The 12,058-nt window shown below is 72.7% G+C and carries 10 protein-coding genes; 5 read left to right on the top strand and 5 right to left on the bottom strand.

Going from position 1 to position 12,058, the window contains the following annotated elements; genetic code table 11:
- Positions 1–14: 14 nt before the first annotated feature.
- On the top strand, positions 15–1,157 hold the full coding sequence (locus tag QLQ12_RS26660) for an acyl-CoA dehydrogenase family protein (protein WP_282763225.1): 1,143 nt from the start codon (positions 15–17) through the stop codon (positions 1,155–1,157).
- A 54-nt stretch (positions 1,158–1,211) separates the two neighbouring features.
- Positions 1,212–1,664: an Lrp/AsnC family transcriptional regulator gene (locus QLQ12_RS26655; RefSeq protein WP_282763224.1), complete on the top strand. Its 453-nt coding sequence runs from the start codon at positions 1,212–1,214 to the stop codon at positions 1,662–1,664.
- 1,669 nt (positions 1,665–3,333) lie between these two features.
- Here QLQ12_RS26655 and QLQ12_RS26650 read toward each other — a convergent pair.
- Positions 3,334–4,539: a pyridoxal phosphate-dependent aminotransferase gene (locus tag QLQ12_RS26650; protein ID WP_282763223.1), complete on the bottom strand. Its 1,206-nt coding sequence runs from the start codon at positions 4,537–4,539 to the stop codon at positions 3,334–3,336.
- Positions 4,540–4,589: 50 nt separating this feature from the next.
- On the bottom strand, positions 4,590–5,162 hold the full coding sequence (locus tag QLQ12_RS26645) for a TetR/AcrR family transcriptional regulator (protein ID WP_282763222.1): 573 nt from the start codon (positions 5,160–5,162) through the stop codon (positions 4,590–4,592).
- 35 nt (positions 5,163–5,197) lie between these two features.
- Between QLQ12_RS26645 and QLQ12_RS26640 the strand changes: the two genes are divergently transcribed.
- On the top strand, positions 5,198–5,776 hold the full coding sequence (locus tag QLQ12_RS26640) for a maleylpyruvate isomerase N-terminal domain-containing protein (RefSeq protein ID WP_328518310.1): 579 nt from the start codon (positions 5,198–5,200) through the stop codon (positions 5,774–5,776).
- A gap of 12 nt (positions 5,777–5,788) precedes the next feature.
- On the opposite strand, the gene QLQ12_RS26635 is transcribed toward QLQ12_RS26640, so the two are convergent.
- Entirely contained in the window at positions 5,789–6,352 is a 564-nt protein-coding gene (locus QLQ12_RS26635) for a hypothetical protein (RefSeq protein ID WP_282763220.1), read from the bottom strand.
- Between the two features lie 271 nt (positions 6,353–6,623).
- Between QLQ12_RS26635 and QLQ12_RS26630 the strand changes: the two genes are divergently transcribed.
- The gene (locus QLQ12_RS26630; protein ID WP_282763219.1) at positions 6,624–9,755 is read left to right on the top strand and encodes a BTAD domain-containing putative transcriptional regulator; all 3,132 of its coding nucleotides are present in this window, start codon (positions 6,624–6,626) and stop codon (positions 9,753–9,755) included.
- A 26-nt stretch (positions 9,756–9,781) separates the two neighbouring features.
- Here the strand turns inward: QLQ12_RS26630 and QLQ12_RS26625 are convergent, their stop codons facing one another.
- Both QLQ12_RS26625 and QLQ12_RS26620 read right to left on the bottom strand, forming a co-directional pair.
- Positions 9,782–10,657 carry a hypothetical protein gene (locus QLQ12_RS26625; protein ID WP_282763217.1) on the bottom strand — a complete coding sequence of 292 codons (876 nt, stop codon included), beginning with the start codon at positions 10,655–10,657 and terminating at the stop codon, positions 9,782–9,784.
- Between the two features lie 111 nt (positions 10,658–10,768).
- A complete protein-coding gene (locus QLQ12_RS26620; protein WP_282763216.1) occupies positions 10,769–11,530 on the bottom strand; it encodes a class I SAM-dependent methyltransferase in 762 nt (253 codons plus the stop codon).
- Positions 11,531–11,749: 219 nt separating this feature from the next.
- Here QLQ12_RS26620 and QLQ12_RS26615 point away from each other — a divergent pair, with 219 nt between their 5' ends.
- Positions 11,750–11,941 carry a CsbD family protein gene (locus QLQ12_RS26615; RefSeq protein ID WP_282763215.1) on the top strand — a complete coding sequence of 64 codons (192 nt, stop codon included), beginning with the start codon at positions 11,750–11,752 and terminating at the stop codon, positions 11,939–11,941.
- The last annotated feature ends 117 nt before the right edge of the window (positions 11,942–12,058 follow it).

The following is a 12,058-nucleotide window of genomic DNA, read 5'->3' as shown; positions in this document are numbered from 1 at the left end:
GTTAAAGTTCGAGGATGACCGTGGATCGACTGCTTCCCACCCCCGAAGCGCACGACCTGCTCGACCTCACCACCGAGATCGCCACCCGCGAGCTCGCCGACAAGGTCGACGACTTCGAGGCGCGCGGCGAGTTCCCCCGCGACATCCTGCGCACTCTGGGCCGTTCCGGGCTCCTCGGGTTGCCCTACCCCGAGGCCGACGGCGGCGCCGCCCAGCCCTACGAGGTGTACGTCCAGGTCCTGGAGATCCTCGCCGGCACCTGGCTGGGCATCGCCGAGGCGGTCAGCGTGCACACCCTGTCCTGCTTCCCGGTCGCCTCCTACGGCACCGAACAGCAGCGGGCCAAACTGCCGGACATGCTCGGCGGTGAGCTGCTCGGGGCGTACGCCCTCTCCGAACCGCAGGGCGGCAGCGACGCGGCCGCCCTCGCCACCCGCGCGGTCGCCGACGGCGACGACTACGTGGTGACCGGCACGAAAGCGTGGATCACGCACGCCGGCCGTGCCGACTTCTACAACATCTTCTGCCGCACCGGCGGCCCCGGCGCCCGCGGCATCTCCTGCCTGCTCGCCGACGCTGACACCGCCGGCCTCCAACCGCAGGCGCCGGAGAAGCTGATGGGCCTGCGCTCGTCGGCGCCCGCGCAGATCGTCCTCGACAACGCCCGCATCCCCCGGGACCGCCTGGTCGGCACCGAGAACGAGGGCTTCGGCATCGCCATGAAGGCCCTCGACGCCGGCCGCCTCGGCATCGCCGCGTGCGCGGTCGGGCTGGCCCAGGCCGCCGTCGACTACGCCACCGCCTACGCCCGGGAGCGCGAGCAGTTCGGCAAGCCGATCGGGTCGTTCCAGGGGATCGGGTTCATGCTCGCCGACATGGCCACCCAGGTCTCCGCGGCCCGTGCGCTGCTGCTCAACGCGGCCCGGCTCAAGGACGCGGGCCGGCCGTTCTCCATCGAGGCGGCCAAGGCGAAACTGTTCGCCACCGACGCGGCCATGCGGGTCACCACCGACGCGGTGCAGGTGCTCGGCGGTGCCGGTTACGTCGCCGACCACCCGGTCGAGCGCTGGTTCCGGGAGGCGAAGGTCCTGCAGATCGTCGAGGGCACCAACCAGATCCAGCGGCTCGTGATCGCCCGCTCGATGACCGGGAGCTGATCGCGGCGCTGATCCGCTGACGGCCCATCCGCGACAGGCCAGTAATGTGACGGCGTGGAAGAGATCGACCGGGCGATCGTGTCGGCCCTGACCGCGGACGGCAGGTTGTCGTACACCGACCTGGCCGAACGGGTGGGCCTGAGCGTCTCCGCCGTGCACCAGCGTGTCCGCCGCCTGGAGCAGCGCGGCGTCGTCAACGGTTACACCGCCCGGGTCTCCTATGAGGCCCTGGACCTGCCGTTGACGGCGTTCGTGGCGATCCGGCCGTTCGACCCCTCCCAGCCCGACGACGCGCCCGACCGGCTGGCGCATCTCGCCGAGATCGACTCTTGCTACTCGGTGGCCGGGGAGGACTTCTACCTCCTTCTCGTCCGGGTGAAGAGTCCCGCCGACCTGGAGAGGCTGCTGCAGGACATCCGCACGGCCGCTAACGTCACCACCCGGACCACGGTGGTGCTGTCCACTCCCTACGAGAACCGCCCACCACGCATCGCCCCCACCGACTGATCACCGCAGAGCCGCGACGACCGACTCCCGTCAAGCGACGGGTTCGCGGCGGCGGCCAATCCCCGTTGTCCAGCCGTTCGCCGTCCAACTGCCCTGCCGTCTAGCCGCCCAGCCGCCCAGCCGCCCAGCTGCTCCGCTGGTCCGCTCAGCCGTTTCTCAGGCGTGGATGTGTCGACCACCGTTCGAGGAAGTCAGTGCATCAAGATCACCACCTGCGAAGGCGCAGCGCCAGATCGAGAGGCACCTGCCAGCGCTGCTCAAGATCACACTGGGCTGGCATCGATCCGCGCCGCTCACCAACCTCGTTGCGTTGACCACCGAATCAGGTAGTCAACGCATCAAAATCACAGCCGAGAGCCGAGAGCCGAGAGCCGAGAGCCGAGAGCCGAGAGCCGAGAGCCGAGAGCCGAGAGCCGAGAGCCGAGCCCCGAAAGTCACCCTGCACCCGCATCAACAGGGAGTAACAAGGACCGCGCCAGCGCCAACGGACCTTGATGCGGTGGCCACCGTGCTGGGGAGTCATCGCATCAAGATCGCCGCGGCCGGACCGACGACTACTGGCCCTCCCGCATGCTTTGAAGCGCTGACCCCGCATGGAGTGGGCGGCGCATCAAGATCGCGGTTGTCAGGCCGCCAACTACCCGTCACCCCAGACCTTGAAGCGCTGACCACCGCACCAGGTGGGCGACACATCAAGATCGCGGAAGGCAGCCCGCCAACCACCCGTCACCCCAGACCTTGAAGCGCTAACCACCGCACGGGGTGGGCGGTGCGCCAAGATTGCGGCAAGCAGCTCGCCAGCATTCGCCATCCGCAGATCTTGAAGCGTTGGCCACCGACCTTGAGGCCATCGCGCCTTGAGGCCACCGCGCCTTGAGGCCATCGCGCCTTGAGGCCGTCGCGCCGGGTGGGTGGCGCGTCAGGGTCGCGGTGGTCGGGTCGTCCATCGCCCGTCGGGCAGATCTTGAAGCGCTGGCTGCCGCGCTGGGTGGGCGGCGCATCGAGGTCGCGGCAAGTAGATCGCCAGCAATCGCCATACACAGATTTTGAAGCGTTGACTACCGCATGGGGTGGTCACTGCATCAAGGTCGTGATGGTGGGGTCGCCAACCGTGCGCCATCCGCAGATCTTGAAGCGTTGGCCACCGGCCTTGAGGCCGTCGCGCCGGGTGGGTGGCGCCTCAGGGTCGCGGTGGTCGGGTCGTCCATCGCCCGTCGGGCAGATCTTGAAGCGCTGGCTGCCGCGCTGGGTGGGCGGCGCATCAAGGTCGCGGCAAGTAGATCGCCGACAATCGCCACACACAGACCTTGGAGCGTTGGCTACCGCGTGGGGTGGTCACTGCATCAAGGTCGCGGTGGGTAGGTCGCCAACTGTCCGCCCCCACAGACCTTGATGCGATGACCACCGGGTCCGTGGAATATGTGGTGATTGACGTGCCTGAGCGACGGCCCGCAGACAGGCCGGCGGTCGACAGCAGGCCGGCGGTCGGCCTGTCTCCGGGCATGCGGCTGGCGGGCAGGTGGCGATGGGGCCGGTGGGGCAGGTGGCGGTGGGGCAGGCGGCGGCTGGCGGGCCGGATGGTGGGTAGGTGGCGGCAGGTGGGTAAGTGGCGGCTGGCGTGCGGGCGGGCAGGTGGCGGCGGGCGGGTGAGTGGCGGCGGGCGGGGCCGTTACTGGCGGTAGGTGGAGAGGAACGTGCGGAGCCGGGCGACGGCGTCGTCCAGGACGTCGACCGGAGCCAGGAAGACCAGCCGCAGGTGGTCGGGCGTGTCGATGTTGAAGCCGGTCCCGTGCGACAGCAGCAGATTCTGCTGCTCCAACAGGTCGATGATCAGCCGCTCGTCGTCGTGGATCTTGTGGACCTCGGGGTCCAGGCGGGCGAAGAGATAGAGCGCGCCCTCCGGCTTGACGCAGTCGACGCCGGGGATCGCGGTGATCTGCCGCCAGGCGTGTTCGCGCTGCTCGTGGAGGCGGCCGCCGGGGCGGATCAGCGCGTTGATGCTCTGGTATCCGCCGAGGGCGGTCTGGATGGCGTGCTGGGCGGGCACGTTCGGGCACAGCCGCATGTTGGCCAGCAGTTGCAGGCCTTCGAGGTAGTCGGTGTCGCGGCCGGTGAAGCCGCTGATCGCGAGCCAGCCGGAGCGGAATCCGGCGGCCCGGTAGGTTTTGGACAGGCCGCCCATGCTGATCATCGGCACGTCCGGAGCGAGCGCGGCGGCGGTGTGGTGGACGGCGCCGTCGTAGACGATCCGGTCGTAGATCTCGTCGGCGAAGACCAACAGCCCGTGCCGGCGGGCCAGGTCGAGCATGCCTTCGAGGACCTCGCGGGAGTAGACCGCGCCGGTCGGGTTGTTCGGGTTGATGATCACGATGGCGCGGGTGTCGGCGGTGATCCGGGATTCCAGATGGTCGAGGTCGGGCTGCCAGCCGGCGTCCTCGTCGCAGCGGTAGTGCACCGCCCGGCCCCCGCACAGCGTCACCGCGCCGGTCCACAGCGGGTAGTCGGGGCTCGGCACCAGCACCTCGTCGCCGGTGTCGAGCAGCGCCTGCAACGCCATCACGATCAGCTCGGAGACGCCGTTGCCGAGCATCACGTCCTCGGGCTGCACGCTGGTGACGCCCTGGGTCTGGTAGTACTGCGCGACGGCGACGCGTGCCGAGTAGATGCCACGGGCGTCGCTGTAACCCTGCGCCGACCGCAGGTTGTAGATCATGTCGGCGACGATCGGTTCCGGCGTGGCCAGGCCCCACGGCGCCGGGTTGCCGAGGTTCAGCTTGAGGATCTGGTGTCCCGCGTCCTCGAGCTCCAATGCGCGGCGCAGCACCGGCCCGCGAATGTCGTAACGAACAGCTTTGAGCCTCTGCGCCTGTTTCACCGGATCAGCCTGACACATCCGCTCGGGACGAGGCACGGCCAATCCCCGGCCTATGGCCCTTTGAAGATCAGGTCCAGCTGGGCGTCGAGCGCCGCCCGGGCCTCACCCGGCGTGTACTGCCCGCCGAGCAGATAGACCCCCAGCCCCTCCATCAGGGCGAGCAGGCTGCGGGCCGCTGTCTCCTTCTCCGGTACGGGGAGCAGGCCCGCGATGAAGTCGATCATCTGCCCGGTGTCGTCCCGCAGGGTCGCCGACGCCGTGGGCCGCACCGCCGAGTAGGCGAGGAACGCCAGCGCCACCCGTCCGTCGGCGCGGGTCTCCTCCTCCAGCGGCAGCAGTGTCGCGAGGATGGTGCGCAGCAGTTCGCGGGGGGCCGGGTCGGCTCCCAGCAGCGCCAGCGCCTCGGTGACCCGCACCTGGTTGCGCTCCCGCACGACCTCCAGCGCGAACGCCATCATCTCGTCCTTGGTGCGGAAGTAGTGCTGCACCATCCCCGCGGACACCCCGGCCTCGGCGGCCACGTGGCGCAGGCTGACCGCTTCCAGCCCGTGATCGGCGGCGACCCGCATCAGCGCGTCGGCGATCTGGGTGCGGCGCTCCCGACGGTCCACTTTCTTGGGCATGCCGTCGATGCTGTCACAGTGCTTCTTCAGCGATGATGAGCCCCGTGGATGCACAAGACGTCGATGCGGCGGTGGCGGAGACGCTCCGGATCCTGACACCGGTTCAAGACCGCGACTGGGGGGTACGGGCCGGGCCGCTGGACTGGGACTGCCGGCGGACGGCGGCCCATCTGGCGCACGACCTGACCGCGTACGCCACCCAGGTCACGTCGGGCGCCTCCGACGCGTACCTGCCGCTGGACCTGGAGGTGCGACCCGGCGCCGCCCCGTCCACGATCCTGCGGATCGTCGCCGCCTGCGGCGGCCTGTTGAGCGCCGCCCTGCGCGCCGCCGCCCCCGGCGCCCGGGCGTGGCACTGGGGCCCGACCGACGGGGCCGGCTTCGCCGCGCTCGGCGTCAACGAGACCCTGAACCACACCTGGGACATCACTCAGGGACTGGGAGTGCCCTGGAACCCGCCGGGGGATCTGTGCGCGGCGGTCCTGGCCCGTCTGTTCCCGGACGCCCCGCCGGGCGACCCGGCCGAGGCGCTGCTCTGGTGCACCGGCCGCATCGCCCTCCCGGGCCGCCCCCGCCTCACCACCTGGAAGCTGCGGGCCGCCGTCCCCGGCTGAGCCGGGGCGGGGTCAGTCGTTCTGCTCGACGTGCAGTTCCCAGCTGTTCAGCGTTCCGGTCAGCGCGCTGTTGTTCGCGAAGTCGAACAGCCGCCACTCCACGGTCACGACGTGGGGGCCGGGTCCGCTCACGGTGGTGCACGCCTGCAGGGCGTCCGACTGGCCCGCGTCGGTGGTGAAGGCGACGGCTCCCGGCGGCAGCGGCGCACCGTTCACCAGGATGCGGACCTGCATCGAGTCGACCACGGGGTTGAGGACGTTGGGCTGCCCGCCGAGTTCGGCCTCGCCGGTGAAGGTCACGATCAGCTGGTCGGTGGCGACGGCCGCCGCCGGGCCGGTGACCTGGATGGACGCGTCCGTCACCGGGACGAAAACGCCGTTCTCGCCGATGGTCTCGGCCGCGGACTTGGTCAGGACGGCGGCGTTCAGCTGTGCCTTGCCGTCGCACCGGTGAAGGTCTTCCGAGACCGCCAGGGCCCGGCCGGCGGTGCCTTCCGCAGGCGTGGCCGCCGCGTTCACCGGGCCCGCGCCCGCCGCGCCGAGCGCCAGCACCGCCAGCGCCGGAATCATCAGCATTCTGCAATTTCCTGACATTCTCATGTCGTCTGCTCCCTGTCGTCCGAGCCGCTGTCTGCGGTCCTGCCACGACGGTCACACCGGACCGTCAGTGTGGTGTCAGGGAGGCGTCAGTGCCGGCCGCCGCGGTGGGCGCCCCGATCGTGATTTGATCGATGAGTGGCGATGCCAGGGGCCTCGCCCCGCCAAGAGCCCCGCCACACCGGCCGAGTCCAGTGAGCCTGGACGCGCCCGGCCGGCGAGCGTGGCAGGGGGGAGAACGGTGCATCCGTTGCGGGCATCCCGGGAGCGCGGCGTCCGCTGCCTCGTGGCGGCCGCCGGTTACGGCAAGACGACCGCGTTGCGCCGCTGGTTCCCGGGTGCGGCCGTCCGCCCGCGCGACGGCGACAGCGTCCCGCTGAACCGGTTCGTCACCGGCGCCGTCACGGCCGGTGACCGGCTGGTCATCGTCGACGGGCTGCCGCGGATGTCGGCGGAGGACCTGCATCCCCTGCTGGAGGCGGTCGAGAGCGGCGAGGACGACGTGACCGTGGTGCTCGCCTCACGGTGGCCGCTGCCGCCGCAGGCCACCCGCTGGCTGGGCAGTGGCCTGTGGACCGATTTGGGCCCGCTCGACCTGGCCCTGTCCCCGGAGCGGATCGCCGATCTGGTGGCCGGCGAGTACGGCCTGTCCGCCCCGGACCTCGCCGATCGGCTGTACACCGCGACCGGGGGCTGGCCGGCGCTCGTTCACCTGTCCGCCGAGAGTCTGCGCCTGGGCGGGGTGCCGTCCGGCCCGCTGGCCCCGGTCCTGGCCGAGCCCGGCGGCCCGATCGCGCGGTACGTCGCCGACGAGGTCCTCACCGCGTTGTCGGCGGACGCGATCCGGCTGCTCCGCCAGGTCGGCGAGCTGTCACCGGTGAGCGCGGGCCTGTGCGGCGCGCTCGGCCTTCGCGGGGCCCCACGGATCGTCGGTCTGCTGCGCCGCGCCGGCCTGCTGACCCGGCCCGCCTGGCCGGCGTTGTGCCCGGGCGCGCCGGCCCCGGAGGAGCACGTCATTCCGGTGATCGCCGAGGTCGTGCGGCACGGGCAGCGGCGGCCGCCCACCGGCGCCGGCACGGCCGCCACCGCCGCCGCCTGGTTCGACGACCACGGCCCGCCGGTCGCCGCCGCCCGGGAGTACCTGCGGGCCGGTGACCACGCGCGCTGTGCCCGGGTGCTCGACGCTCATGGTGACCGGATGATCGCGGAGGGCCGGTCGCGGGCGGTGGTGGAGCTGGTGCCCCGGCTGCCGGAGCGACATCGCGGCCGGCGGCTGCGCCTGCTGCTCGGCGACGCCCTGCGCACCCTGGGCGACCTCGGCGCGGCCGCACGGGAGTACGAGGCCGTGGCCGCCGCCGAGCCCGCCGGTGACGCCGGCCTGGCGTGGCGGCGGGGCCGGATCCACTACCAGCGCGGTGACGCCCGTGCCGCGCTGGAGATCCTGGAACAGCGTCCGCAATCCGCCGCGCCGGCCGAACTGGCGCTGTTGCTGTCCTGGACCGCGCACGCCCACCTGCTGGCCGGCGACACCGGCGCCGCCTGCGGATGTGCGCGCCGGGCACTGGCCGCCGCCGGGGAGTCGGGGCAGGACAGCGTGCTGGCCTCGGCCCACCTCAGCGTCGCGCTGTGCCTCAGCGTGGCCGGCGACATCGCGGGCGGCGAGGAGCACTACGCCCTGGCCCTGCCGATCGCGGAACGCACCGGCGACGTCCTGCTCCTCGCCCGCATCCACATCAACCGCACGCATCAACTGCTGCGCACCGGCCGGTTCGCCGAAGGGCTGGCGATGGCCGAGCAGTCGGCCCGGTACGCCGCGCTGGCCGGCGCGCCCAGCCTGCGGGCCATCGCGACGAGTAACGAGGCGGAGGCGCTGGCGATGCTCGGCCGCTACGACGAGGCGGTCAGGCGGTACGAGGCGGCACTGGCGCACTATCAGAGCAAGGGCTCCCGCCGGTTCACCACGGCGCTGCTCGGGCTGGGCGACCTGTACCGCCGGCGGGGCTGGCGCGAACAGGCCCGCGCGGCGTACGAGGAGACGGTCCGGGTCGCCGAGGAGGCCGGCAACGCCCATGTTCTGGTGCCCGCCCTGGCCGGGCTGGCGCTGGTCCGGCTCGACGACGACGCCAAGGCCGCGGCGATGCACGCCGAGCAGGCCGTCCGGGGCGCCGCTGACGAGATCGTCGTCCCGGCTCTGCTGGCACACGGCTGGGTCGTGCTGCGGACGGCCGGGCCCGAGCAGGCCGCCGTCCCGGCCGGGCGGGCGGCCGACATCGCGCGGGCTCAGGGCGACCTGGCCGGGCTGGCCGACGCGCTCGAACTGCGGGCCGCCATCGAGCACGACCTGGACCGGGCGCGCGAGGCGCTGCGTGAGGCGCACGCGATCTGGAGCCGGGCGGGGGCGGTGGTCGAGGCGGCCCGGATCCTCGTCGTGCTCGGGCGACTTCCCGGCGCCGGGAACGGTGATCGGCTGGGCGGACTTCTCGCCGCCGAGCAACTCGTCTCCGCCGGTGTGCTGACCGACCGGGCGGCGGGCATGTCCGGTGCGCGCGCGTCCGGGGCCGGGCCGGCCTACCAGACCGTCACGATCCAGGCTCTCGGCCGGTTCGAGGTGCGCCTGGACGGCCGTCCCGTCCCGGCCTCGCGGTGGCAGTCCCGTAAGGCCCGCGACCTGGTCCGGATCCTGGTCGCCCGGCGTGGCCGGCCGGTGCCGCGCGGTGAGCTGTGCGAGCTGCTCTGGCCGGACGACGACGCGGAACGCACCGGGCACCGGCTGTCGGTCCTGCTCTCCATCGTCCGCGGCGTGCTCGACCCGGCGAAGACGTTCGCCCCCGATCACTTCCTCGTCGCCGATCAGGCGTGCATCGCGCTCGACATCAGCCGGGTACGGGTCGACGTCGAGGAGTTCCTCGACCATGTCGCGCACGCCCGTCGCCTGATGGAACGGGACGCCCTCGTGGAGGGGCGGAAGGTGCTGGTGGCCGCCGATCGCCAGTACCGCGCCGACGCGTTCGAGGACGAGCCGTACGCCGACTGGTCGGGCCCGCTGCGCGAACAGGCCCGGGCGGCGTTCCTCAGCCTGCTGCGGATGCTGGCCCGCAGCAGCGCCGCGACGTCCGGCCCGGCGGCCGCGGTGGGATATCTGCTGAGGCTGCTGGAGCGGGATCCGTACGACCAGCCGGCCCACCGGGCGCTGGTCCGCGCGCTGGTGGCCGGCGGCCAGCACGGTGAGGCGCGCCGGGCTTTCGCCCGGTACCGCGACGCGATGCGGGCCATCGGGGTGCATCCCCCCGACGAACTGGTCCTCGCGCCCCGCCGGCCGGCCCGGCGGTCACCGGCCGGCGGACCGGTGACGGCCGCCGACCGGCCGGCCCCGGCGCCGTAGCACCGGCGCCCGGCGCGTACCGGGTGTCAGTGGAAGGCGCCCATGAGCAGGCCGGAGACCGTAAGCGAGGCGTCGTCCTCGCCGGTCCGTGCGGTGGCGGGCGCACCCGGGAGCGGACCGGCCTGGACGGCCTCGGCGTGCGCCAGGTGCGAGTCCGGGCCGGGCGCCAGCACGCTGAGGAAAGCCGCTCCGGAGCTCACCACACGGGCGCCGACGGCGTAGACGTGCTGGTCCGGGCCGGAACCGCCGGTGACGGCCGTGCGGGGCCAGGTGTCGCCGGCGCTGGCGGCCTGGACGCGTACGCCGGGCGGTCCGGTCAGCGGGGTGGGTTCCTTGCAGATCGCGAAGGCGGTGAGTTCGTCCGGTTCGCCGCCCGCGTGCACCCGCACCCCGTTGAGCCCGGCCCCGAAGGCGACCTCGTCGACGTACGTGTGATCCACCGGCCCTTCGACACGGAAGCCGGTGCCGACCACCTTGGTGATGCCCGGGCAGTCCACCTCCGCCGTCGAGCCGGACGGCACGGTGGCCGACACCCAGAGCGGCGCGCGTGCGGAGAAGGCGCAGGTCGCGTACGCCGTCAACGCCCAGTCGCCGGTGTGCCCGCTCCGGGCGGCGGCGGTCACCGTCACGGAGTTAAGGCCCGGGTCGGGCGCCATCGAGGTCAGGGCCACCCCTCCGGAGCCGTCGACGATCCGGGCGCCGGCGGCGAAGACCGACCCTCGTGTGCAGGTCGCCGTCACGGTTTTGGTGGTGCTGTCGTCGTTGTCGGTGGTCTCCGCGATCCGTGCCGGTGCGAATCCCCCCGCGTGGGCCGGCCCGTGCGGCGTCGCCGCGAGGCCCGTCCCCAACGCCAGGACGATCGCGCCGGCCGCCGTACGCCGCCCGATTTTCGCAGTGCTCATGTCTCTCCTCGGTCCGCGCCGTCCCGTGCGGGGCGGCCGTCACCGATCCTCCGGACGTGCGTCACGGTGGCGTCATGGTGCGCGTGACCGGTGCGGGCCCGCGCGGGCCGGTCACGGAGGGTGTGTCAGCAGCGTGGCGTGGACGCACTCGGTGACGTAGGGAAGGGTGTGGAAGGCCTGGCCCAGCAGGGCCGGATGGGTGGCCATCAGCTGGCGGATCTGGGCGAGGACGGCCGCGCGTTCGTCGGCCGGCAGCAGGATCTCCCGGCTCCGGGAACCGGCCAGGGTGATCAGGTCGTCGGGTTTGAGCTGGTGGCTCCAGGCGAAGACGGCGCGGTCGGCGGGTCCGAAGGGCGGGCCGAGGCGGGGGCCGCCGGGCGGCCCGGCGCCGGCGATGATGGCGCCGAGGCGGGCCACCCAGTCGACGCGCTCGTCGCGGGTGTTGCGGATCAGGCCGAGGCGGCCGCCGGGGGAGAGGACACGGGCGATCTCCGGCAGGGCCCGGGGCGGGTCGAGGCCGTGCCAGGCCTCGGCTATCAGGACCACGTCGGCGCAGTGGTCCGGGAGCGGGATCCGCGCCGTGTCGCCCTGGTGGGTGGGGACGCCGGGCAGCGTGCGGCGGAGTTCGGCGAGCATCGCGGCGGACGGGTCGACGGCCACCACGTCGAGGCCGCGGGACCGGAGCCGGCGGGTGAGGCGGCCGGTGCCGGCGACGAGATCCAGGACGCGCGGCGCGTCACGGGGCAGCAGCCAGTCGAGGGCCTCGTCGGGGTACGGAGGCCGCCGGCTCCGCGGCGCGCGGCCGGGGTGAGCGGGAGGGCCGCCGGGGGCCCGCGGAGGGTGAGGACCGGACGGGCCGCCGGGTTCGTTCACGGCGGAGAGCCTAACCGGCATTGTCCTAGGATGCCGTACCGGATGTGCGGTGGCGCAAGCCGTTTCAAAACTCCCCGGACCGGGCACTCCTTGATCGTCAGAGCGAACGATCTGATCGATCGGACCACGGCGTGATCAGGGCGCGGCGATTCGATCGGCAGAGGGGCGCGACCGGCAGATCGACTGCCGCAGCGCCGAACGACCAAGGAGGACTGACGCATGAGCATCGCCGACAAGGTCAAGAACAAGGCCGAGGAAGTCACCGGCAAGGCGAAGCAGGGCATCGGTGAGGCGACCGACAACGAGCGCCTCTACGCCGAGGGCCAGGCGCAGGAGACGGCGGCGCACGCCAAGCAGGCGGGCGAGCACGTCAAGGACGCCGGCCGCGACGTCCGCGACGCCCTCAGCTAGCCGGCCGCCGGTTCCGGCCACCGGGCCCGGGCCGTGACGGCGGGAGTGGTTTGTCGGATACGAGTCGAGGGGGGGGGCAGGGGGGCCGCCCCCACGCGGGGGGGCGGGGAGCCCCGC

The sequence above is a fragment of the Actinoplanes sandaracinus genome (assembly GCF_030009775.1).
GTDB lineage: Bacteria > Actinomycetota > Actinomycetes > Mycobacteriales > Micromonosporaceae > Actinoplanes > Actinoplanes sandaracinus.
This window is presented reverse-complemented; position numbering and strand designations above follow the sequence as displayed.